Source organism: Bacillus sp. FSL W8-0116 (assembly GCF_038003825.1).
In the GTDB taxonomy this organism is placed as follows: domain Bacteria; phylum Bacillota; class Bacilli; order Bacillales; family DSM-4216; genus Bacillus_O; species Bacillus_O smithii.
Genome location: NZ_JBBOPY010000001.1, coordinates 626042 through 650408, shown reverse-complemented (window position 1 = coordinate 650408; position 24367 = coordinate 626042). Strand labels below are relative to the sequence as shown.

The window sequence follows — 24367 nt, the reverse complement described above, 5'->3', positions numbered from 1 at the left end:
TCATTTGAGGTAAAGAAGCTATTATGTGTTAGCGAAATTTAAAGAAAACGCGAGAATTTTGAAGAAAATTAAAGTTTATAGAGGGAGGGATTCTGCTTGAAGTTAGGTTTAGAAGGAAAAAAGGCAATCGTTGCCGCTTCTAGTCAAGGGTTGGGAAAAGCTATTGCGGAGGAACTCGCGGCTAACGGAGCCAATGTCATGATTTCCAGCAGAAGCGAACAAAAGCTGAAAGATCTAAAACAAAAATGGGACAAGACATTGCCCGGCCGGATAGAATGGACAACTTGCGATGTGACAAAACTTGCTGATATTCAACATCTGGTCGAACGAACAGTAGACGTTTATGGCGGAGTCGATATTTTGGTCAACAATGCAGGAGGACCGCCGTCCGGAACGTTTGAAGAAATAACGGATGAAATGTGGCAAAAAGCGTTTGAATTGAATCTGCTTTCCTATATACGAATGATTCGAACCGCTTTGCCTTATTTAAAACAAAATGGCGGAAAGATTATCAATATTGCTTCTTCTTCTATTAAAGAGCCAATTCCAGGTTTAATCTTATCGAATACATTCCGAACAGGGATAGTAGGACTTTCTAAAACACTGGCTACGGAACTTGCTCCGTACAATATTTTAGTGAACACAGTGGCTCCAGGGCGCATCGCAACTGATAGAATTATCGAGCTGGATAAAATTGGCGCCGAAAAACAAGGAATCTCCATAGAAGAAATGTCAGAAATCATGAAAAGTAAGATTCCTCTCGGAAGATACGGAAAACCGGAGGAATTTGCGAATGTGGTAGCGTTTTTAGCTTCGGAAGCCAATACATATATGACAGGCAGCACTTTCTTAGTCGACGGAGGCATGGTCCGTTCCATTTAATATTTTCAAAGACCGTTCGACGAATCGAAAAAACATCAAATATATGATATTGAAAACAACAGGCACATGTTTTGTAAAAACATGTTTAAAAAAGAAAATGGGGGGAATTCTAATGATGAAAGAGGAATTTTAAAGATTCTCACTCACAACCCCCCTTTTCTTTTAAAGACCTGTTGAAACAGGTCTTCTTTTTTTCGGTATATTAAGATCGTTCATTTTATTATGGAAAGGTTCAGCTCGTTTTACAATAAACGGAGGAGGTGAACAACTGATTGCAAAATCCAATTATATAAACGGGTATTCGAATAGCAGAAGGAATATTCTGTATTTTTGAATGATTACATCAGACTTACGGTGTAAAGGTCTGGGGAGATGTGAAATCTCTTCTGATGGGAGTTCGCCCGTTTATACGGATTTTGGCAATCAGGAGGAGGATGACGAAACCGGTTGTCGGGTTTATTGGAACAGGAGTAATGGGGAAAAGTATGGCCGGACATATTTTAGCGGCCGGTTATCCGCTGGTGGTGTATAATCGGACAAAAGAAAAAGCGAATGAGCTATTAAAGAATGGAGCAAAATGGGCGAACAGTCCGAAAGAATTAGTGAAACAGGCGGACATCGTTTTTACGATAGTCGGTATGCCAAGTGATGTGGAAGAAGTTTATTTATCTGAAAACGGACTGATTGAAAACGGCCGAAGTGGACAGATTTTTATCGATATGACCACTTCCAAGCCGTCATTGGCTGTACACATTTATCAAACAGCCCAATCGAAAGGAATCTATACATTAGATGCCCCTGTTTCAGGAGGAGATATCGGCGCTAGAAACGGGACGCTTGCCATCATGGTCGGAGGGGATAAAGAAATTTTTGATCGGGTTCAAGATCTTTTAAACGTTTTAGGAAATAATATTGTTTACCAAGGGAAAGCCGGCTCCGGACAACATACAAAAATGTGCAATCAGATTGCTATTGCTACTAATATGATCGGTGTGTGCGAATCGCTTATTTATGCGAAAAAAGCGGGATTGGATCCGGAAATGGTGCTAAAAAGCATTTCCACAGGAGCAGCCGGGAGCTGGTCGTTGTCTCATTTAGCTCCACGTATTTTAAAAGAAGACTTTGAACCGGGTTTTTACATTAAACACTTTATAAAAGATATGAAGATTGCTCTTGAAGAAGCCGAAAAAATGAATCTTTCACTTCCGGGACTTTCGCTGGCTAAACAAATGTATGAGGAACTGTCGGCAAAAGGAGAAGAATCAAGTGGGACGCAAGCCCTTATCAAATATTGGGCTGAATAAAAAAAAGAAGCAAAAACTGGTCCACAAAAGGACCAGTTTTTTACCGTTTTTGAAAGCCAACATTTTTACGATATTATCGAAGCAAGCAGAATGATTACAGGATATGTTTGCTTTTTAGAAAATTCTCCAGTCTGTTCAGCCCTTCCTCAAGCTCTTTCATCGAGGCAGCATACGACAGCCTAAAGTATCCTTCTCCATAGTGGGAAAAGGCACTCCCGGGAACCAAGGCCACTTTTTGTTCCCGCGCTAATTGAAGGCAAAAATCAAAAGAATCCAGTTTTATCGCATCAGGTATTTTTACAAAGAAATAAAATGCCCCGTCCGGGCGGACCACTTCCAAGCCGAAACTTTCGAGACGCTCATATACATAAGCGCGGCGCTTTTTGTATTCTTCCCTCATAGCCGCGGAGGCTTCTTCTCCATTTGTATAAGCTTCCAATGCAGCCATTTGAGAAATAGAAGAAGCGCAAGACACGTTATATTGATGAACTTTTAGTAAATGTTGGGCGATGTTTTCCAGCGCCATTAAAAAGCCAATCCGCCATCCAGTCATGGAATGCGATTTCGACAAGCCGTTGATGACTATTGTCTGTTCTCTTAAAAAACGGCCGATGGAGACATGAGGACGATCGTAAAGAAGTTCGCTGTAGATTTCGTCAGCAATCACGAAAATAGGTTTATCTTTAAGAAATAGAGCGATTTCTTTTAACTCGTCTTCTGTTAAACTTACTCCTGTTGGATTGGACGGATAAGGCAAAATAACGCATTTCGTGTTGGCGGTGACATATTTTTCAAGAACGTCTTTTGTTAATTTAAATTGGTTGTCCCTAGTATCGGCAAAAACAGGGACCCCTTGGCACATCCGAATGATCGGTTCATAGCCGGGATAGACGGGACCTGGAAGGATGACTTCATCTCCCGGGCATAAAATGGTTCTTAAGGCAACGTCAATCGCTTCGCTCGCTCCTATCGTGACAATGATTTCGCTTTCCGGCGAATAGGTTAAATTATATTTTTTATGTACATAATGGCTAATGGCTTGGCGAAGCGGCAAATATCCTGCGTTATGTGTATAAACGGTAAAATTTTTTTGAATGGCATTCATTCCCGCTTTTTTTATATGATCCGGTGTAGGAAAATCCGGTTGGCCAATGGTTAAGGAGATCATCCCTTCTATTCCGCTCACCATATTAAAAAACTTTCTAATTCCAGAGATTTGAATATTTTTGACGTTTTCGTTCAGATATTGTTCCAATGTTTTTCACTAACCTTTCTTTCCTTTTGTTATCATTATAATGTCTATAGAGTCTCTTAAAAAGGAAAGAATCAAAAAACTTCATCATTTAAAGGCGGTTGAATGAGAGATTATGATCAGAACATGCGCTGTTGATAAAGATAACCAAATCGTATATGATGTTCCGCTTCGTGATCTTAACAATGAACATACGGTTTGGTATTGGGTGGATTTTTCGGAGCCATCCGACGAGGAAAATTCCCTTTTACGTGATTTTTTTCATTTCCATCCATTGGCTGTGGAGGACTGTTTAGACGAATTGATTGAAAGGCCCAAAGTGGATTTCTACAAAAATTATTTATTTTTTCTTTTGCACTCCATCCAGCAAACAACTTTGGCTACAGACGAAGTAGAAGTGTTTATGAACAGCCATATGCTTGTCACCTATCATAAACAGCCGAACAGGGCCATTAATAACTCGTGGGTGCGTATAAAAAAAGAAGAAGGTTTGAAAAAGGGTCCGATTTTTGTTCTCCACAGTATTATTGACCAGATCGTAGACGATTATTTTCAGCCTGTCTTCCATATTGAAGATGCCCTCAACCAAATCGAAGAAAACAGCGATAGAGAGGCTGTTAATGAATTGCTGGATAAAATATTTGATATCCGCCACGACATGTCCAAGCTCCGGCGCTCCATTTTGCCGATGAGAGATCTTCTTTACAGGCTTTTAAATTCAGAAAATGTCTCATTTATTGAAGATCAGCGATTTTATTTTCATGATATTTATGACCATTTGTTGAAGTTATCAGAAATGCTGGAATCCTATCGGGAATTTTCTGCCGATATCCGTGATAACTATATGTCTTTTAATTCCAATAAGACCAATAACATTATGATGACGCTGACGATTATTACGACGATTTTTATGCCGTTAACCTTTATCGTAGGAATATATGGAATGAATTTTGATTATATGCCGGAACTTCATATTAAATACGCTTATTATATGGTGTTAATAGGGATGGCATGTATAGCATTCTTTATGTTTTTGGTTTTTGTCAAAATTGGATGGCTGAAAATCGGGAATAAAAAAAATCGACGGAATCGTCATAGTTCAAAATAGATAGTCTTTTTTGCCTATCATTTTCATGGTATAGTTAAGGTAATTGGGAGGGGTTGCCACTATGGACAAAAATACGACAGTTCTGTTAGAAAGTGGGACAAATGAACTGGAAATCGTAGAGTTTGAAGTGAACGGAAACAAATACGGCATTAATGTGATAAAAGTGAGAGAAATTATATTGCCGGTTCCCGTCACGTTTATACCTCATTCACATCCTCATGTTGAAGGAATTATCGAATTGCGCGGGGAAATACTGCCGGTAATCGACATGATGAGAGTGCTAGGGTTTGAAAACTCTCGGCCGAAAGAGAATGATAAATTCATCGTAACGGAGTTTAACCGCCAAAAAGCTGTTTTCCGTGTCAACAACGTTTCTAAAATCCACCGGATTTCATGGCAAAGCATTGAAAAGCCTTCCGAAATTTATCAAGGGAAAAGCAGTGAAATCATCGGCGTCATTAAAATGAACAGAGAAATGCTTTTGCTTTTGGATTTTGAAAAAATAATGGTCGATATTAACCCGACTTCCGGTATTCAAGTCGAACAAGTGAAAAAACTTGGTAAACGGGAGAGATCGAACAAGAAAATAATCGTGGCGGAAGATTCGCCGCTGTTGAGAAAATTATTGGAAGAGACGTTGGGAGAAGCGGGATATGTAAATATTGATTTCTTTGAAAATGGACAAGAGGCTCTTTCCTACTTGGAATCTCTCATAGAAGAAGAATCTGATATTGCAGAAAAAGTACAATTGGTGATTACCGATATCGAGATGCCGCAAATGGACGGACATCATTTGACCAAGCGGATAAAAGATAATCCAAGTCTGAAAAAGCTGCCTGTCATTATTTTTTCCTCATTGATCACCAATGAATTACGGCACAAAGGAGAAATGGTGGGAGCTGATGAACAAGTCAGCAAACCAGAAATCAATGAATTGATCAAAAAAATTGACGAGTATATTTTATAGCGATAAGGCACCGAGTGAGGTGCTTTTTTGTTATTCCGGACCAGTAGCATTGCATTAAGTTAATTTTAATTTGTCAAGCCCAATTTTATGTTAAATTTCATCTTTTTGGATATAAAAAAACTCCTTATAATTAGGATTGGCAGTCCTATCCAAATCCTAAGAATAAGGAGAAACCATTATGGATAAGAATACCACAGAATCCACAATAAATGAACTATTTAAAGAGATCGATCCAATAACTTTTTCAAAACTAATTAATGTGATTGACGTTGACAAATACATTAAAAAATTAACGGTGTATAAGTTTTTACAACTTTGTATCATCGCTCAGTTAAATGAATTGGAAAGCTTAACAAAATTGGCCAAACATTTGAAAGACAAGGAAGAGTTGCAGACATATCTGGAATTTGATGCAATTAGTACTTCGCAACTTTCTCGCAAATTAGGCCAATTATCCCCTCAACTGTTTGAAAAAGTATTTAAATATCTGGTCTTAAAGATCCAAGGGCAAATGAAAAATGCCCCGATCATCCGAAACATTGGTCGTCTTCTGGTCATTGATTCTACCACGATGAGCATGAGTTTGAGCCAATATCCATGGGCAACTTTTCGTAAGACAAAGGCTGGTGTTCGACTCCATTTAAAGGTTGTTGTAACGAAGGATATCACTGTTCCGGATCAAGGGATTATCTTACCCGCGAAACATGCCGATCGCACACAGATGGACGAACTCATTGAAATCGATCCAAATGCGATTTACTTGTTTGATCGAGGGTATGTCGATTACAAACAGTTCGACCGCTTATGCCGAGAAGGGGTGCGATTCATTACCCGGCTTAAAAAGAACGCAGAGATTGAAGTTTTATCGGAACGGATTCCCAATCCAGAACGTTTGATTTATAGGGATCAGATTGTCATTTTAGGAAATGACCGTAATCATACCAAAATGACTCATCCTCTCCGATTGATCGAAACGGTCGACAGCGAAGGGAATCCCGTGATCATCATAACCAATTGCTTTGATCTTTCTGCGGAAGAGATTGCAGATTTATACCGATATCGCTGGAAGATAGAGACCTTCTTTAAATGGATGAAACAGCACCTTAAGATAAAAAGATTTTATGGAAAAAGTCAAAATGCCGTTTACAATCAAATTTGGATCGCCCTAATCACCTATTGCTTACAGGCCATGCTCCAATTAAAAGTGAATCACGATGGTCCTTTATTAGAGATCAAGCGAACTTTACAGAATCTGCTTTTTAAAGGTTTTGACTGTTTTGTTCGCTCCCTTTTTAAAAAGCCAATTCGAACGTCCAACGGTCGGAAAAAATACCATTGGGAAAAAGATTTTGAAACCATCGTGTACCAATTTGAAGAAGGGGAGGTGGAACACCTAGACGATTTAGTTTATGATCCAATGTTTCTGTAATATATTACCAAATTGTGGAAATGGACTGCCGATTAAGACGTCATTGTCCTTTTAAGCTTGCTTAGAAAGATTGTATGTCTGAATATTCAGTTACATGAAATAACTGGAATTTTTGTTGAGCTTGACAAACATTAAATTTTTTTATGCAACGCTACTGATTCCGGACATAAAAATGTGTAACGGATCGCCGATTCACTTTTACGGTGAAACTTTAGAGAGTGCTTTCAATAAAAAGGAATCGTCTCAATCGAATGAATTTGAACGGTATGGCAAAAGGGGTGAGAATATCGGTCCATAAAGTGCCGTGATTGGAATGAAAGGGTGGATGGGAGGCTCACAAACAATGCAGTAATTTATGTGAACTATTTGATGGCGTAAAACTCCAGCCGACAATCGTACGTTAAGCGGCTGGAGCGTGCGAACCCGCAAAACGGGTCAAAGGTCCAACCTCTTTAGTTGATGTGGCCATTAGGAAAAAAATGACTCTCCTAGAGGTTTAAAAACGGGTTTTCGATATTTTTTTCGTCCGCTTGACGGACGTGTTTCATTTTCTTCAAAACCAGTATAATTCTGAAGCAATTTTTTCGCTTGGAACAGGCTCATATGACATTTTGGATTATGAGTATGCTGGTCAAGATGACCTAAATGCGGCAAAAGTTGAAAATCATCTTTAGAGGCAGGTATATGAAATGAGTATTCTCCACATGTTACGAGCACATCAGACTGTTGCTGACTGTATCTAGGATTTTGAGAAAAGTGCAGCCCTACTTTTTTAGCTTTTCCTTCTTGAATCATTTTCAGCAACGCTTTCTTTTTCAGTGAATATAAGTATTTTGGATTGGTGGCTGTTTTAGCATGGCGATTCACCGTAAATATTGCTTTTGAGAGGTTCGTAGTTGTAGGAGGAAGCGAGGGCAATTCATTTTGGCTGTTCAACGTGATAACTCCTTTCGAAGCATTTTTACCATATTATATCCTTTTTTAGGCCTGATGGAAAGGGGAAGGAAAAAGATAAAGAAAGTTTTTTCATAAAAATGGAATAAAAACTCTCTTATGGGAGTTCAATTTTATATTTTTTAATTTTTCTGAAATGGCTAAACCGATAAAACTAAAAAAAGGATATCCATTTTTTCTCTGTATATTCCAAATATTATAAACTCCTTTTTGTTCGATGAGAAGATTGGTTTTTAACTCATCATACATGCTCCAATCTCTGTTCTTTATCAACGTAAGGACCAGGCATTGCCGCTTGCCACGAAAGAAGATCGTTTTTAGATTGTCTAAAATTTTCCGTTATGATACGATTCTCTCAAAAATGTTAACTTATTATAAAATTAGTTAACAAAAGAGGTGAGATGATTTTCATGTACTTATGGGAGAAACAAATGAAAGAGGAACTGCGGCATATAGAGGATAAAAAGCAAAAACGCCATTTGTATTCTATTGATTTTTTGAAGAACTCGTACGTTTTGAAAGATGGTCGCAGGCTTCTTAATTTTTCATCGAACAATTATCTTGGATTGGCTGGCGATGATCGGCTCATTCAAGCAAGCGTGCGCGCTGCCCAGCAATACGGTGCCGGATCGACAGCTTCTCGATTAATGGTTGGCAACTATTCACTTTATGAAAAAGTCGAATCGGAATTAGCGAAGTGGAAAGGGACAAAAGCCGCACTTATTTTCAACAGCGGGTATACAGCCAATGTTGGCATTATTTCTGCACTCGTCGGTCGCCATGATATCGTCTTCAGCGATAAATGGAATCACGCCAGCATCATCGATGGAACGATTCTTAGCCGAGCGGAAATGAAACGGTATCAACATCAAGATCTTGATCATTTAGAATCTCTTTTAAAAAAAGCGCCCGTTCATAAGAAAAAACTAATCGTTACGGATTCTGTATTCAGTATGGATGGGGATATTGCTCCATTAAAAGGGCTCGTTGAATTAAAGGAAAAATACGGGGCTATTTTGATGGTCGATGAAGCTCATAGCAGTGGTATTTATGGAGAAAGAGGAGAAGGTCCATACCCGTCAAGTTAGCGGTATAAAATTTTTTAGGATGATACGCATGTTCGAAAAATCAATCAAAGGATGAAGAGAAAACCAAATGCTGGGCATGCCAAATAACCCTCAAGAAGAGGGTTATTTGGCAATTATATCCATGACCCACACTACCATATCCCCAATTTCTTTAAAAGATCCGATACCGTTTCCTCTCCTTTCCTTCGGTCTTTCCTCGCGTGTTTCCTTAACAGAGACAGGAGAGATGGAAGGGCGGTTTCCATCGCTTGGGGATGCAAAAGAAACCGATGCCAATACGATTGGAGGATATTAAGCGCTTTCCATTCACTGATCTCGATTCCCTCCCGTTGATGCCAATACCTTCGGGCTTGGAACAGAAGAGTCTGCGTGACTAAAATGGCAATCAATGTCCCATATAAGTGGCATTCGAATCGTTCCTTCTTCATCTTTTTGACACGGTCAAGATCAAATAAGGATTTCCAGCCCTTAAATAACAGCTCCACTTGCCAGCGCAGCGAATACAGCTCATAAACTTGTTGCGCATCAAACGATTCTTGTGGTAAATTGGTCAGTAAGATGTGATATTTCTTTTGTTCAAGGGTTTGGCGTGACAGCGCCTTCCCTTTCTTTTTTTCCTTTTTCCGCACGTACGCCAGCCGTTTTTCCCATTCTTCCGCCGTGAGACGGCGAAAAATCAGACGCGGAACATACAGGCGTTGGTGTCCGATATACACGTGTTCCACTTCCACGGCTTCCCCCTCGCCCAATCGATTTCCTATCGATTCCCAATCCCATTCGTGCCACTCCCCGTCCTGCTTGATATAGACTTTGATATCGGAACGCAACCGGGTAATATAATAAGCACCTCGAGCATCAATCTCCGCCAGCGTGGCGAGTGAAAAAAACCCCAGATCCCGAATGCAAAGGTCATTCGGTAAAATCGTGTGCTGGGTATGATAAGCAAAACGGGCATCGGAATCATTGGCCTGTTGGACGCACAGCTGAAGACAGGTTCCCGATAACAGCTCATACTCAAATTGGATTTTGGCGCCAGATGAAACCGAACCTTGATAGTCCTCACCATAGTCGGTCGGAAGTAAAAAACTGGTAGAGTCTAAGATCCGCAGACGGGTGAAACAAGCGCGATACGTTTCGGTGATGGAAGAGAGTGCCGGACGTTGATGCATCAGGAGAGTAAAAAAGACCTCTTTTAAAAACGCCACGGCACGAGGCGTAAACCGCTGATTCAGTCCTTCATTCGAGAGAGAGCAATCATGCCAGAGCGCCAAATCGGCACACAACCGCTGAAGCGACTGACAGGCGAGCGATCCGTCTCCCCAAGCACATAGCGTCAGAAAGGCTTCCGCTGTTAATGAACGCTGCCGCTGAATGAATCCGACTTTCCGTGCCAGACGAGTCAGTTCTTCATAGGAGAAGAGTTGACGAATCGTTTTTATCCATGCCTTCATCTTTTTTTCCATCAAAAAATAATCCTTTCCAACGATGATTTTCGTTAGAAAGGATACCATGTTTTTGGCGCTGAAAAAAGATCAAATTCTTAACTTGATGGCTATGAGGAGAAGGTCTCCTTCATTTATTAGGTATTGAACAGCAAGTAGATGTTCAAATGGGGACTTTCAGCAAAGCTCTGGGGTCTTTTGGAGCTTACGCAACCGGAAAACAATGGATCATCGACTATTTCATCAATAAAGTGAGAAGCTTTATTTTTACCACCGCATTGCCGCCTGCTGCATTGGGATCGATCCTTGCAGCGATTTCCATTGTCCAGCAAGAGACGATACGCCGGAAAAAGTTGCAAGAGAATAGTTATTATTTTCGAAAAAAACTATATGAAATAGGTTTTGATATCGGTACAAGCGAGACACAAATCGTTCCGATCATGATCGGTTCCAATGAGTTAACGGTTCTCTTTAGTAAGAAATTGGAAGAGAAAGGTATTGCTGCTGTCGCCATTCGGCCTCCTACGGTTCCGGAGGGGACAGCACGAATCCGTTTCTCCCTTATGTCGACATTCGCAAAAGAGGAACTAGATTGGACGCTTGAGCAAGTGGCCGCCGTTGGAAAAGAATTGGGGGTGATTTCGTGAAACATCAACATTCTCTAGTCTTCCTTCCGGGATGGGGAATGAAAGGAACGATTTGGGGTCCTCTTGAAGAAAGGCTAAAATCGACTTTTGCCATCTATAAAGTGGAATGGGATGGGATTGATAAAGCAGCTGATTTTAAACGAAAAGCGCTTCAGTTCATAGAGGAAAAAGGGCTTTCTTCTTTTGTTCCCGTGGGCTGGTCGCTTGGAGCGTTGATCGCTCTTGAACTTGCTTTTTCTGTTCCCGAAAAAATCGAGCGCATAGTTCTCATCAGCGGTACGAGTCGATTTATTCAAGGAGATCGTTATCACGCTGGATGGAATAGACGGATAGTGGAACGAATGAAAAGGCAATTGATTCGTAATCGCGCACAAACGATTTCTACTTTTATAAACTCGTTGCTTTATGAAGACGAAAAAGGGAAGGAGATCGATTTCATCGATCACTTTCATTGTGATAAACCAAATAGTTTAGAAGCAGGCCTTGACTATTTAATGTCAGCAGATGTTCGTTTTGCTGTGAGAGATATCTCGGCTCCATTATTACTCATTCATGGGGAAAAAGATGCAATATGCCCGCTATCCGCTGCAGAAGACATTGTGGAACAGACAAGTGGCAAGGCGCTTCTCTATAAATTGCCGAAAACCGGACATGCTCCTTTTTTAACGAAAACGGACGAATGTGCACAGTTGATTCAATTATTTGCAGGGGGAGAACAATGATCGATAAACCGTTGCTGAAAAAACGATTTAGTGACCATGCCAAAACGTATGATCAATTTGCAAGCGTGCAGAAAAAAATGGGGACTCAGTTATTGAAGCGGATGGATGGGAAAGAAAGTGAATTCGCTCCGATCCATATTCTGGAGATTGGCTGTGGTACAGGATATTTGACGAAGAAACTGTCGCAACAATTGACCGAAGCAACGATAACCGCAATTGACTTTGCACCGGGAATGATCGAAATCGCGAAACAGCGGATCAACGATGAACGGGTACATTTTCTCTGCGGTGATATTGAGGAAATGGGGCTAAAAGAACGGTATGATCTTATCATCTCCAATGCAACCTTTCAATGGCTGAATGATATGGAGAATACTCTGATTCGTCTTAGCCATTCGTTAAAGAATAATGGAAGGATTCTTTTTTCAACATTTGGAGCCGAAACATTCCATGAACTTCACACTTCTTTTTTTCGAGCGTTGAAAAAATGGCAAATCTATACGAATGCCAGACTCGGGCAGCCGTTTTACTCATTAAAGGATTTATTAGAATTATGCGATCGTACGATTCGATTGGTTCATCCACATTCGACCATCGTCGGAATAGAGACCATTGAAAAAGAACGATTCCTCTCTGTGAGAGACTTTTTCACTTCTTTGAAAAAAATAGGGGCCACGAATAGCAATCAAGGGCCATTTTTCCAACGACCTTCGATATTAAAAGAAATGATAAAAATCTATGAGCGTGATTTTCAAGAAAATGGCTTTATAACAGCTACTTATCATTGCTTATTCATAGAAGTTGCGTTAAAACGATGATTTGATAGAAGGGAAAGAGGTTTAAAATCACATAATCAGATCCTTTATCTCTGTCATTTTTGTTCTGTTTTCATTCTATCTGATGGCTTTATCGAAAACAAACACCTCCTGCCGCTTATACGGACAGGAGGTGACCCTTACTTTGTTATACTTTGATAAATTTCGGCGATATATTATTTCCGATAATTTCACCGTAATGAAAGAATTCATTTTCATTATTTTGTTGTTCTAAAGGCAACAATGGAAATAACAATTCAGCCACCCGATACGCTTCTTCCAAATGGGGGTATCCGGATAATATAAAACGATTAAATCCTGCTTGTTGATATTCCAATATTCTTTTTGCAACTGTTTCGGGATCCCCTACTAAGGCTGTGCCGGCGCCTCCTCTTACTAATCCGATCCCCGCCCAAAGATTAGGGCTTATTTCTAATGATTGTCTGCTTTTGTTTGCCCCGCGATGCAAAACACTCATTCGTTTCTGTCCGACCGAGTCATACCGGGAAAGGACTTGATCTGCTGTTTGAACGGCTTTTTCATCGACATAGTGTATCAGTTTGTCTGCCGCTTCCCATGCTTCTTTATCCGTTTCCCGCACAATTACATGCAATCGGATGCCAAACTCAACTGTTCTGCCTTGTTCTTCTGCCAACTTCTTGACTTCTTCGATTTTCTTGGCCGCTTGCTCTGGTGGTTCTCCCCACGTTAAATATACATCGGCGTGTTTAGCCGCCACTTTTTTTCCGGCTTCAGACGATCCACCAAAAAAGACAGGCGGATATGGTTTTTGTACGGGTGGAAAAAGAAGTTCGCCACTATCAATCTTTAGATGTTGTCCGTCAAACGTGACCGTTTCGCCTTTTAATAATTTTTCCCAGATCGTTAAAAATTCATCTGTCGCTTCGTATCTTTGATCATGACTTATGAACAGCCCGTCTCCCGCTAATTCTACCGGATCGCCTCCGGCTACGACGTTTATCAATAATCGACCTTTGGAAATTCGATCAAGCGTAGCCGTCATTCTGGCCGCGAGTGTTGGGGACATTAATCCCGGCCTTACGGCAACAAGAAATTTCAATCGTTCGGTTTCGACGGCCAGCGATGAAGCCAACAACCAAGGATCTTCGCATGATTTACCCGTCGGAATCAGCACTCCTTTATATCCCAGCTGGTCGGCAGCTTGAGCAATTTGTTTGAAATAATGATAAGTTCCTGCACGTCCGCCTTTTGTCGTTCCCAAATACCTTCCATCGCCGTGAGAAGGAATAAACCAGAATATTTCCATGTTTTTCACTCCTTTAAATGAACGATTATGGATGATTCATCTTAAATAAACCCATTTCAACTTATACTTCACCTTTGTAAGTGTCTTGCCATTTTAGAAAATGCTTTTCCATCAGCCTGACCAATGAATCTGTTAATTTTCCGACAATGGCAAAAATGATGATGCCGACAAATACGATATCCGTGTTGCTAAATTGTCTGGCGTCCATCATCATATAGCCAAGGCCCGACGTAGAACCCATCAGTTCCGCTACGACTAGAGAGAGCCAAGCGGCTCCTAGCGATAAACGGATTCCCAACAATATATTGGGAAGAGCGGAAGGCACGATCAGCAGCTTGATTTGCTTCCATTTGCTGAATTCAAGTATGCGCGCTACTTCAAAAAGCTTTGCGTCCACTTTACGAATGCCTAAAAAGGTATTGACGTATAGCGGAAAAAATGCGCCTAATCCGATTAATAAAATTTTCGATTCCTCTCCCAAGCCAAACCACAGAATGAATAGCGGGGTAATCGCCAAATGCGGAATAGTCCGCACCATTTGTAAAGTTGGATCTAATAAACTTTCGGATTTTGCCGATAGTCCTACCAGAGTTCCCAAAGCCAATCCCAATCCGCCGCCAATGACAAATCCGCATGAGGCTCGAATAATGCTCACTTTCATATTGTGAACAAAACCCCTGAGACGGCTAAATTTTTAGCCGCCAAAATAATTTCCCACGGTGTCGGCAATACGGTTTTCGTCACCCATCCGAGAGACCCTATTAATTGCCAAATGATAATGATGATAACAGGGAGTATAAATCCGGAAAGTAATCTATACCTTCTTCTTTTTCCGGAAGATTGCGAAATAGATTTCCATTTCTTCTCAGATTGACGTGGCGTGGAGACCGGTATTTCAGCTGTCATTCCTGCTTTGCTCATTTTTTATTCACCTACTTTTTGTTTGATAGTGCTTGATTGATATATTGATTATCTACTACTTTGCTTGTATCGATTTTTTTCTGGATGATATGTTTCTTGTATTGAAAATCAGCCGTTTCTTGCTGAGCATGAATAATCTTGCTAGAGATCGGCAGGTTGGTGGATGGATTGTTTTTCAATGCGCTGGCCACAACCTTTTTATCTAAATTCTTCGCCTTGGCATAGATCGCAACGGCTTCGTTGAAATGCTGTTTTTCCCAAAGCCGTGCCTGTTCATACACTTTCAAGAACTTCACTGTTAAATCCGGATGTTCTTCTGCAAATTGGGAACGTACGAGCATAAAACTCGGCGAAAAACTGTTTAATTGCTTTTCGGTCGTTAAAATCCTAGCATTATGTTTTAATGTTTCATAAGATGAGCATTTTGCATATTTTTTGACCCAAGAGCCATAAGGATTTCAAAGACACAAAACATTCATGATCGTCTCTCTCCCAACCCGTGCATGAAAATAGTTCCTTCCCGTCCATATTGGTAAAGACACAAACAGTTCATTATACGTGGCTTTTTTTGGTGGTTCGACCCTGAACACAAAACTGTTTGAGTGAATTTGGTGTTCAACCCTTTGTTAGCTCTTTCCAAATGGAAGGATGACTACGTACAGAAAAATGCTTATTTTCAAATTCACTCACTGTTTGTGATCCTATCTTTATGGAGTGATTGGATGGAAGTATTTATTGAAAGATGTGCAGGATTGGATGTTCATTCAGAAACCATAGTGGCTTGTGTTCTGATTGGTTCAAAGGATGATGAACTAATTAAGGAAACAGAAACCTTTCCGACTTTGACCAAAGATTTATTCCGGTTGTTACAATGGCTCGAAGACCATGATGTGACCCACATTGCGATGGAAAGTACGGGAGTCTACTGGAAACCCGTGTTCAATATCTTAGAGGACTTCTTCGATATAACCCTGGCGAACGCCCAGAGGATTAAAAACGTACCTGGAAGGAAGACGGATGTTTCTGACGCTGAATGGATTGCAAAATTATTGCGCCATGGATTAATTGAAAAGAGTTTTGTCCCTCCGGTAGATATTCGGGAGCTGCGTGATTTAACAAGGCTGAGAAAGAAATGGATTGGCCACGTAACTTCTGAGAAGAACAGGATTCAGAAAGTATTGGAAGCCTCAAATGTTAAATTAAGTACGGTCATTTCAGATGTGTTTGGGGTTTCAGGAAGAAAGCTGCTCAATCGCCTCATCGAAAAAGGATATGTAGATGTAAAGGATGTTGAAGAAAGAATTCATGGGAAAATGGCTTCGAAAAAGCAGAGGATTGCGGATTCCTTATTTGGAACAATAAACGAGCATCAGCTTTTTCTGATTCGTCAGTCCTGGCAGCACATTGAATATTTGGAATCCCTCATCACCGAAATTGAACAAAGAATTGATGTTTTATTACAGAAATATCAGGAAGAACTTCAATTACTTCTAACGATACCCGGCATTAAGAAAGACACAGCAGCCGTCATTATCGCCGAAATGGGTGTAGATATGAGTCAGTTTCCAACATCACAACATTTAGCATCATGGGCGGGAGTGTGTCCAGGGAACAAAGAAAGTGCAGGAAAACGGTATAGTACAAGGACGGTAAAAGGGAATCCACCTATCAAATCCGCCATGTGCGAGGCGGCTTGGGCAGTGTCAAGATGCCGAAACAGATGGTTAGCAGCAAAATATTGGTCATTGGCAGCACGAAGAGGAAAGAAAAAAGCACTCGTTGCCACATCGCATCGAATGCTTCGGATCATTTACTCCATGCTTATCAACAAGGAGGCTTTTAAAGAAAAGCAAATTAACTAGTATAACCAAAGTCAAAAAGATTTATACAAAGTTACCTCCCACAGGTAGCTCTGCTTTCTTATTGACTTTTTTCGGTCTTTGTTTAGGTTTGCCTGCTTCCGCCCGTAATATACGAGGAAACCTAGGAAATTATTTTCACAGAAAAAAGTCTTTCAACGAACTAAACAGTGAGATTCCAAATTTTCAAGGAACTGATTTCAAAACGATTTTTGTAATCTCGGGAACGGCGAAAAAACGATATGGAAGACGGGTGGTGCCTAATCCGCGATTCACATAAAGTGTGAGTCTGTGGTGTTTTGTCAGTTCATAGCGTCCTTCTGGATATTTTGTTCCAAAGGGTGGGGTAATCAATGCCCCGATGAAAGGCAGTTTGATTTGTCCGCCATGGCTATGACCGCTCAATTGTAGTTGAATAGGAAAAAGAGAAGCCTCATCCGCTAAATCAGGTGCATGAGATAATAAAATCGTAAATTGATTTTCTGGGATTTTTTTGATCGTTTCATAAAGATTCGGTGATCCGAGCATAGCATCGTCAATTCCAGCGATGTAGATGCGTTGTTGGTTAATCATAGAGATTGTTCTGCTTTCATTGCGGAGAATTTGAAAGCTCGATTTTTCCATGATGTTTTTGTAAATTTCTGTTCCATAGCCTCCGTGATCGTGATTGCCGTAAACGGCGAACTTTCCAAAAGGGGCTTTGATTTTCCCGAGAATGTCAGGGAGAACATGCTTTTTTGGAAACTGACCAGGGTGGTCTAACAAATCGCCTGTAAAGAATACAATGTCAGGTTGCAAAGAATTGATGATGGCGACATGTTTTTGCAATTGATTCAAAGTATATTGAAATCCAATATGAGTATCGCTGAATAGAACGATCGACATTCCGTCAAATGACGGAGGAATGAGAGGATGGTAAAATTCTTCCACATGGATATCCAGCCGTTTCGGTTCTATATAATGTGCGTAGGCCAGTCCTCCGCCGGACAACCCTAGAAAAGCCAAAAAAGTGCCTGCCATCTTTTGGAGAAACATTCTTCTCGATATTCTCATGTTCACGTTGATCCACACCTATTCTTGTCATGGGGGATACCCACTCATAAAAAGTGGATTGGCGTTTTTTCTTTTCAAAAAACGGGAATTTTCATGTTGCAGCAGCAAGTGCTGTCATTCCTAAACACGAATCATTTGCTTTCTAGTAAACTGATTCAAAAAGTTTCTGTTATTATTCTATGGACGTGCAATCAAATGTATTGCTTATTTTCGATTCAAGTGTTACTTTTTGAATAGATGAAGCTGCACAATAAAAGATGGCAGCTTAAAGGAGGCTGCAGCCGTGCAAAAAGAAAATCGGTTTGAAATGTTTTTCCTTCCTTCTAAAAAAGGAATGATACGGGTGTTTATCTATGGATTTGATGCTCCCGGAAGCTGGGGACAGGTGTTTGCCCAGTATCATGAATATACCATCAATATGAAAGGGTATAATAAAAAGAAGACGATCATTCAAACATTAAATAAATTAAATGAAAGATTAATAAATGAAAACCTCTAAATTCCGCTTCGGCGGAATTTTTCTCTTATCAGCGTTTTTTTATAAACAATGAAAAAGGACGAGGATCATTGGGGGTCATTCTGGCGGGAACCCGCTTTTTTTCATATAATATAATTGAGATTTTTAAATTTTTTGTTAAGAGAAAGTTCGTAAGAAGCGGATGATTGGTAGAATTAGCGAACTTTTGAATGATTCGACAACCTCAAGTATTTTGAATCGAGCGATTTTTCCGGCTAATAAAGCAGAATATAGCACATTTTTGAAATGGGACAAGGAATTTTTCCCTATGTTCATACTTTTGCTGAATATGCGCTTAGGAAAAGCCGTTTGGCCTATTCTAAATAAAAGACGGAAACAAGATTTTTGCTGATGGGGGCTTGTTTATGGACGCATTGGAAATTATGGCGAATTTAGATAGAGTAGTTCCTTACTTTCAACCGATCTTTAGCGCAGATGAACATAGCATCATTGGATACGAGGTGTTGGGAAGATATTTAGGGGAAAATGGACCGGTAAGTTTAGGGGATTTCTTTGAAGATGAGGAAGTGCCGGATGAATTTCGGTTAGAGGCGGATAATCACATCTTAAGGCAGGCGCTCAATCGTTTTATGGAGGAAGAAGCGGAAGGACATCTGTTTATCAACAGGGATGCTCGTTTACTGATGATGGACAAAGAAGAAGAATTTCTCAATATATTGCTCGGGTACAAAGAAACGGGTCTTGATCTACATAAAATTGTGCTTGAGATTTCGGAAAAAAAATATACGAGTGATCTTGAACATCTATTACAATACTATAAAACATTTGGCATACAAATTGCGATTGATCATATTGGGGAAGAGAATGTCAATATTCATAAGTTTACCGGTTCTGATCCGGATATATTAAAAGTCAGCTTGCAAGCTCTTCGACATGATGCCGGGAACCGGGCATACAAAGACATTCTTCACTCTTTGTCGATATTAGCAAGAAAAATCGGCGCTTCTCTGCTTTTTGAAAAAATTGAAATCGAATTTCAGCTTCAATATGCGTGGAAACATGGAGGCCGGTATTATCAAGGCTGCTACTTGCAAGAGCCAATACCCGGTTTTTTGCCTTGCGATGTTCTTAAGGAGAAATTGAGGAGAAAATTCCAAGAATTTATTCTTCATGAAAAGCGCATGCTGGAAAAAGTATATCTTCAGGCGGAATCCATACAAAACGATTTGCAAACACTTTTGCCGAAATTAAGGAAACAAACGGATTCGAGGATTGAACTGCTCAAAGAACTGGCTGCTTATTTTGATCCGATGTGTTTTCGTTTCTACATATGTGATGAAAACGGATTTGAAGTGACGCCGAACTTGTTGAAAAAGGATGGGGAGTGGATTGTACAACCGGAGTATTTAAATAAAAACTGGAGCTGGCGTCCCTATTTTCTGGAAAACATTCTCCGCATGCGCAAAAACCGTACCGGTTTATTATCAGATTTGTATTCTGATCTTGAAACAGGGGAAATAATCCGCACGTTCTCCTATCCAGTCAATGATCATGAATATTTATTTATGGACATTACGTACGATTATTTATACGAGCATGATGGTCTTCTTTATTAAAATAGGTTCGAATAGCTCATTCAGCACCTGGACATATTAACTATACACAATATAAGGCTAGAGGTGCTGAATATGAGTTTTTTTATGTGGATTTTAACATTGGCGGGCGTTGTAGTGGTTTCCGGATCTCTTTTGTACACGATTCTGATCATACAAGAGCAAAAACTGAAACGAACATACGATTCAGCGATCCCAAAAGCTGTTCAAGATCATCCCTATATTCGAAACCCTGTTATATGGACCGTAGTGATCGGAACAGGGCTTGTTCTTTTTTATATATTTTATGAGGCGGTCATTTATGGTTATTTATAGAAGGACCAGACCTCGTTCAGAATCATGAATAAAGAAAACGGGCCATTGTGACTAGTGGATGGAAAATCATGTAGACAATATCAGAACATGTTATTCTTTACATCTATTTCTTCAATAGGAAAAAAGGAAAGTTTTCGCTCGGATCGATTCTATCTTTGCTTATCTTGTATTTCTTTTGCAAGATGTGTTTCCATTTTTTGAAACTGTACACAAGAAGATGTTTATGCTTCCTTCATGTTAGCAGAGGCTCAAAAAATTTGAAAAAAATAAAATAGTTGGCGGCTTAAAAGATGTATGGTATATTTCTCTTGTTTCTTTTTTTCTACACTAATTTGTACGGGCGGAAGTAGACCATTTATTTAGAAAGGGGAATCCTAGCGTATGTCACAATTGCTCGGCATTATTCAACGACTCAAGTCATTGCAAGAAGGAAGCGAGACAGGAGAGGTCCAGCAACGGCTGTTTGAACTGAACGGAAAAACCATTTGCCAAGTTAAATATTTCCCAAATAAAGATACGTTTGAGTTAGAAGTGTTCGATCAAGACGGTAAATCCAAAAAGTATCCGTTTGATGACATCGATATGACCGCCATTGAAATTTTTGATTTACTTCAGGAAGAACGGCAGCAATAATCGAGTTCCCTTGTTGAGGATTTGGTCTCAATAGGGGATTTTTCATGTCAAAATACTGTAGATAAGAATCAATTTCTGGTATAATGACAGAAATTCAAAATATAAATAACGAGTGCGGGTGAAACCGGTGACCTTTATCATTGTTTTGTTAATCATCCAACTTTTCTTTTTGCTGCTGATGTCTGCAGAGCTCGCAGGAACAAGAAAGGAATTGACGGAAATCCGTAAAATTTTGTCTGATCAATCTTCTAAAAAGCCGACGGATCGGTCATAGCTGTTTTGCAAGAGCGTCAAGTTCTTTAGGCAGCGGAACTGATAAAGTGCTTTAAGTGCTTTGTTTGCTGAACTTAGAAGGGCTTATTCCTTTTTTATATTTTCCAAGGTGTTTTAGGAGCAAGAAATTCGGGTATATGGTAAAATGTAAAAAGAAATCAAGCGCTTACATAAAGCGGCAATTTTATCTGGAGGAGATGGAATGATTTCTTTCCAAAGCGAAAAATTTTTAGAAACAAAGATTTCGGATTTCTTAATTCCTTCTGAAAAAGTAGCCCATGTACAGTTAGAAAACAGCTTGGAACATGCTCTTCTAGTTCTGACAAAAAGCGGTTATACCGCAATTCCTGTCCTTGATCCTCAATTTCGTTTACATGGGCTTATCAGTTCTCCAATGATCACAGAAGCAATCCTCGGTCTTGAACGGATTGAATTTGAAAGACTCGAACAATTAAAGGTAAAAGATGTATATAATTCTAAAATTCCTACGTTAAAATCTGATGATCGCTTTAAAAAGGCGCTTGGATTATTGATTGATCATCCTTTTCTTTGTGCGGTGGACGACAGTGGATATTTTGAAGGCATTTTAACGAGGAGAATCATATTAAAGCAATTAAACCGCCACGTGGATCAATTAAATCATTTTTAAGGGCTGCTCCCGGTATTGGGAGCATCTCTCTTTTTGGCAAATATCCAATCCCCGTTTAATAGGGCTGCATTTTCATTTCAGGAAGATTGAAACAATGAATGGGAATTCGCGATTGAAAAGAGGTGTTGTGGATGATGGATAGCGAAGCATCTGTTTCCGGTTTGAAGCAAACAAAGCGGCCTTATGTTCTTGCGGCTGTTATGCTGGCGATGTTCATGGGTGCTGTTGAATCGACGATCGTCTCAACGGCAATGCCTGACATTGTCTCTGATCTTGGAGGATTTTCCCTCTATGGCTGGGTGTTTTCTGCTTATCTGCTTATGAATTCGGTCACTGTTCTTATTTATGGGAAATTATCCGATCTGTTAGGCCGTAAACCAATCATTTCGATAGGAATCATTTTATTTTTAATTGGATCGACTTTGTGTGGGTTTGCTCAGTCGATGGGACAGCTTATTTTGTATCGCTTTATTCAAGGTATTGGAGCAGGAGCTGTCATGCCAATAGCGAATACGATTATTGGCGATATTTATACGAAAGAAGAAAGAGCAAAAGTACAAGGATATTTATCTAGTGTTTGGGGTATTTCGGCCATTGTCGGTCCCGCTGTCGGCGGAATATTGGTGGAATATGTCAGCTGGCATTTTGTTTTTTGGATGAACATACCTTTGGGAGTGCTATCGCTTCTTGGCATTTGGCTGTTTTTTCATGAACATTTAGAGAAGAAAAATGCCGAAATTGATTACTTAGGGGCGATTTTCTTTACAATCGCTATCTCCTCTTTTATGTTTTTGTTAGTGGAAGGCGGAGTGAATATTGGGTGGCGTTCAAATGCCAGCGTCGGAATATGGTTTGGAATAGTCCTTTTTTTGGGCTTATTTATTTGGCAGGAAAAGCGGGCAAAAGAGCCTCTCGTTCCGTTTGCCATTTGGAAGGTCCCTTCTATTGCTATTGCGAATGTGGTTTCCTTTATAACGGGAGTGATGCTGATCGGCATTAGTTCTTTTCTTCCAACGTATGTACAAGGTGTGATGGGAGAAAATGCCACCATTGCCGGATTTGCCTTGACGGCCATGTCCATTGGTTGGCCGATTGCTTCTACCGTATCCGGAAGATTATTATTAAAAATTGGGTACCGATATACTTCGCTGCTCGGAGGGATCTTTCTTGTTATCGGTGGATTGCTTTTTGTTTTCATGAAATCGTCCTCAGGTCCGTTATGGGCGGCTGTCTCTTCGTTTTTCGTCGGAGTGGGGATGGGATTAACATCCACCGCTTTCATTGTATCCATTCAAAGCACGGTTGAATGGCAGCAAAGAGGGATCGCCACAGCTACCAATATGTTTATGAGAAATCTTGGAAATACAGTCGGTGCTGCTTTGCTTGGGGGAATTTTAAACAGTCGCCTCCAGCGTTATTTGGAACACCGTACAGATTCTCAACATGCTTCTATCAATTCAATTAATTCTTTGCTCGGCAACAGCGGGAATAGAGGGATTCCGTCTAGTTTAGTCTCCGTTCTGAGAAACGGTTTGTCCGCTTCCCTGCATACTGTATTTTTGTTTGTCTTTTTCTGCGGTCTTCTCTCTTTTGTTTTGGTGATGTTTTTGCCTAAAAAAGAATAGCGAGAATTTCTTGCAAAATAGAACGAACAGAAGGGAAATAGGTCATGTCTTTTTCGGAGTTTCAACTATTATCTGTTCTGGCTCAAGAAATGAATATGCGAAAAGCGGCTGAACGGTTGTTTGTATCTCAGCCCGCTCTTTCTCAGCGTTTGCAGAACATTGAAAAAGAATGGGGAACAAGGTTGTTCAACCGTTCCCCGAAAGGGTTGACTTTGACACCTGCCGGGGAATTGGTGGTGGATTTTGCAAACGAAATTCTGGAACGAAAAGAAAAAGTGCTGGAAAAAATTCATTCATTTGAATCGGAAGTACATGGTACGCTAAAAATTGCCTGTGCCTCCATTGTAGGGCAAAATTGGCTTCCGAAAGTATTAAAGCAATTTGTCGAAAAGTATCCTCATGCCAAGATTTCATTGATGACGGGATGGAGCAGCGAAATAGCGAAGGCGCTTTATGAAGGAGAAGTGCATATAGGCATCCTTCGCGGTACACCCGATTGGAAAAGCCGAAAAATTCATTTATTCAAGGACAGGCTTTACCTGGTTGACAAGGAAATTCGCCGAGTCGAAGAAGTATTGGAAACCGACAGGCCGTTTATCCAATTTAAAAGCGACTCCAACTATTATCAAGAAATCCAGAATTGGTGGCATCGTCAGTTTCAAATGGCCCCAAAACGAACGATTATTGTCGATCAAATCGAAACGTGCAAGCAGATGACGTTTAACGGGATCGGCTATGCGATTCTCCCTGCGATCACGCTTCATCAGTGGGAATCAGATTTTTATAAAATTCCTCTTCACGATGAACATGGGCTGCCAATGGCGAGAGATACTTGGCTAATGGGATATGATTCCGCCTTTGAACTCAGACAGGTGGAGGCTTTTGTGGAAGTAGTCAATGATTATTTGGCAGAGCAGTCGACAAGTTTTGAATAAAATCTCTTGTACTAAGGACTTTCCTTTGCTAAAGTAGTATCAAACGTTCATCTGCTTTTACGGTGGTTTGTGTTCAACCGCTGCAAAAAATACATATTGAGTGGTTTGCCAAAAA

General features: G+C 40.2%; 22 protein-coding genes and 3 pseudogenes. 17 read left to right on the top strand and 8 right to left on the bottom strand.

Features of this window, described 5'->3' with window-relative positions; translation table 11 throughout:
* The first annotated feature begins 96 nt into the window (after positions 1–96).
* Both N1I86_RS03045 and N1I86_RS03040 read left to right on the top strand, forming a co-directional pair.
* The gene (locus N1I86_RS03045; RefSeq protein WP_003354369.1) at positions 97–882 is read left to right on the top strand and encodes an SDR family oxidoreductase; all 786 of its coding nucleotides are present in this window, start codon (positions 97–99) and stop codon (positions 880–882) included.
* A gap of 434 nt (positions 883–1316) precedes the next feature.
* Complete coding sequence (locus N1I86_RS03040; RefSeq protein ID WP_341094882.1) at positions 1317–2186, top strand: NAD(P)-dependent oxidoreductase; 870 nt, start codon at positions 1317–1319, stop codon at positions 2184–2186.
* Positions 2187–2280: 94 nt separating this feature from the next.
* Here the strand turns inward: N1I86_RS03040 and N1I86_RS03035 are convergent, their stop codons facing one another.
* Positions 2281–3441, bottom strand: a complete 1161-nt coding sequence (locus N1I86_RS03035; RefSeq protein ID WP_341094880.1) for an aminotransferase A — start codon at positions 3439–3441, stop codon at positions 2281–2283.
* 112 nt (positions 3442–3553) lie between these two features.
* Between N1I86_RS03035 and corA the strand changes: the two genes are divergently transcribed.
* The 3 genes from corA to N1I86_RS03020 all read left to right on the top strand — a co-directional run bounded on the left by corA (position 3554) and on the right by N1I86_RS03020 (position 6942).
* A complete protein-coding gene (gene corA / locus N1I86_RS03030; protein WP_341094878.1) occupies positions 3554–4546 on the top strand; it encodes a magnesium/cobalt transporter CorA in 993 nt (330 codons plus the stop codon).
* 61 nt (positions 4547–4607) lie between these two features.
* Entirely contained in the window at positions 4608–5513 is a 906-nt protein-coding gene (locus tag N1I86_RS03025) for a chemotaxis protein (protein WP_341094876.1), read from the top strand.
* Positions 5514–5691: 178 nt separating this feature from the next.
* Positions 5692–6942: an IS4 family transposase gene (locus tag N1I86_RS03020; protein ID WP_094244900.1), complete on the top strand. Its 1251-nt coding sequence runs from the start codon at positions 5692–5694 to the stop codon at positions 6940–6942.
* A gap of 468 nt (positions 6943–7410) precedes the next feature.
* On the opposite strand, the gene N1I86_RS03015 is transcribed toward N1I86_RS03020, so the two are convergent.
* Positions 7411–7878, bottom strand: a complete 468-nt coding sequence (locus N1I86_RS03015) for a YkyB family protein (protein ID WP_341094874.1) — start codon at positions 7876–7878, stop codon at positions 7411–7413.
* 90 nt (positions 7879–7968) lie between these two features.
* Positions 7969–8145: a hypothetical protein gene (locus N1I86_RS03010; RefSeq protein WP_341094871.1), complete on the bottom strand. Its 177-nt coding sequence runs from the start codon at positions 8143–8145 to the stop codon at positions 7969–7971.
* 161 nt (positions 8146–8306) lie between these two features.
* On the opposite strand from N1I86_RS03010, the pseudogene N1I86_RS03005 reads away from it, so the two are divergent.
* Positions 8307–8966: pseudogene (locus tag N1I86_RS03005) on the top strand (aminotransferase class I/II-fold pyridoxal phosphate-dependent enzyme); the annotation flags it as partial.
* Positions 8967–9115: 149 nt separating this feature from the next.
* Here N1I86_RS03005 and N1I86_RS03000 read toward each other — a convergent pair.
* Positions 9116–10447, bottom strand: a complete 1332-nt coding sequence (locus N1I86_RS03000) for an IS4 family transposase (protein WP_341094487.1) — start codon at positions 10445–10447, stop codon at positions 9116–9118.
* Between the two features lie 95 nt (positions 10448–10542).
* Between N1I86_RS03000 and N1I86_RS02995 the strand changes: the two are divergent.
* The 3 genes and pseudogenes from N1I86_RS02995 to bioC all read left to right on the top strand — a co-directional run.
* A pseudogene (locus N1I86_RS02995) lies at positions 10543–11073 on the top strand (aminotransferase class I/II-fold pyridoxal phosphate-dependent enzyme); the annotation flags it as partial.
* Complete coding sequence (locus tag N1I86_RS02990; RefSeq protein WP_341094867.1) at positions 11070–11795, top strand: alpha/beta fold hydrolase; 726 nt, start codon at positions 11070–11072, stop codon at positions 11793–11795. The pseudogene N1I86_RS02995 and the gene N1I86_RS02990, both read left to right, overlap by 4 nt.
* A complete protein-coding gene (gene bioC / locus N1I86_RS02985) occupies positions 11792–12613 on the top strand; it encodes a malonyl-ACP O-methyltransferase BioC (RefSeq protein WP_341094865.1) in 822 nt (273 codons plus the stop codon). Before N1I86_RS02990 ends, bioC begins: the two co-directional genes overlap by 4 nt.
* A 145-nt stretch (positions 12614–12758) precedes the next feature.
* On the opposite strand, the gene ssuD is transcribed toward bioC, so the two are convergent.
* The 3 genes and pseudogenes from ssuD to N1I86_RS02970 form a co-directional block, all read right to left on the bottom strand.
* Positions 12759–13898, bottom strand: a complete 1140-nt coding sequence (gene ssuD, locus N1I86_RS02980; protein ID WP_327824352.1) for an FMNH2-dependent alkanesulfonate monooxygenase — start codon at positions 13896–13898, stop codon at positions 12759–12761.
* Positions 13899–13959: 61 nt separating this feature from the next.
* Positions 13960–14819 (bottom strand): annotated as a pseudogene (locus tag N1I86_RS02975) (ABC transporter permease).
* Positions 14820–14830: 11 nt separating this feature from the next.
* Positions 14831–15100, bottom strand: coding sequence for a hypothetical protein (locus N1I86_RS02970; protein WP_341094863.1), 270 nt, complete (start codon positions 15098–15100; stop codon positions 14831–14833).
* Positions 15101–15541: 441 nt separating this feature from the next.
* Here N1I86_RS02970 and N1I86_RS02965 point away from each other — a divergent pair, with 441 nt between their 5' ends.
* A complete protein-coding gene (locus tag N1I86_RS02965; protein WP_341097190.1) occupies positions 15542–16681 on the top strand; it encodes an IS110 family transposase in 1140 nt (379 codons plus the stop codon).
* A gap of 183 nt (positions 16682–16864) precedes the next feature.
* On the opposite strand, the gene N1I86_RS02960 is transcribed toward N1I86_RS02965, so the two are convergent.
* Complete coding sequence (locus N1I86_RS02960; RefSeq protein WP_003354386.1) at positions 16865–17731, bottom strand: metallophosphoesterase; 867 nt, start codon at positions 17729–17731, stop codon at positions 16865–16867.
* Positions 17732–18014: 283 nt separating this feature from the next.
* Between N1I86_RS02960 and N1I86_RS02955 the strand changes: the two genes are divergently transcribed.
* From N1I86_RS02955 to N1I86_RS02925, 7 genes are all read left to right on the top strand, one after another.
* The gene (locus N1I86_RS02955) at positions 18015–18230 is read left to right on the top strand and encodes a hypothetical protein (protein WP_003354387.1); all 216 of its coding nucleotides are present in this window, start codon (positions 18015–18017) and stop codon (positions 18228–18230) included.
* Between the two features lie 383 nt (positions 18231–18613).
* A complete protein-coding gene (locus N1I86_RS02950) occupies positions 18614–19825 on the top strand; it encodes an EAL domain-containing protein (protein WP_003354388.1) in 1212 nt (403 codons plus the stop codon).
* 72 nt (positions 19826–19897) lie between these two features.
* Complete coding sequence (locus N1I86_RS02945) at positions 19898–20137, top strand: hypothetical protein (protein WP_003354389.1); 240 nt, start codon at positions 19898–19900, stop codon at positions 20135–20137.
* A gap of 381 nt (positions 20138–20518) precedes the next feature.
* A complete protein-coding gene (locus N1I86_RS02940) occupies positions 20519–20770 on the top strand; it encodes a YkuJ family protein (protein WP_003354390.1) in 252 nt (83 codons plus the stop codon).
* A gap of 475 nt (positions 20771–21245) precedes the next feature.
* Positions 21246–21692 (top strand): cyclic-di-AMP-binding protein CbpB, encoded by a 447-nt coding sequence (gene cbpB, locus N1I86_RS02935; protein ID WP_327803223.1) that lies wholly within the window; start codon positions 21246–21248, stop codon positions 21690–21692.
* A 134-nt stretch (positions 21693–21826) separates the two neighbouring features.
* Positions 21827–23317 (top strand): MDR family MFS transporter, encoded by a 1491-nt coding sequence (locus N1I86_RS02930; protein ID WP_003354394.1) that lies wholly within the window; start codon positions 21827–21829, stop codon positions 23315–23317.
* Between the two features lie 44 nt (positions 23318–23361).
* Complete coding sequence (locus N1I86_RS02925) at positions 23362–24252, top strand: LysR family transcriptional regulator (protein ID WP_003354395.1); 891 nt, start codon at positions 23362–23364, stop codon at positions 24250–24252.
* Positions 24253–24367: the final 115 nt, after the last annotated feature.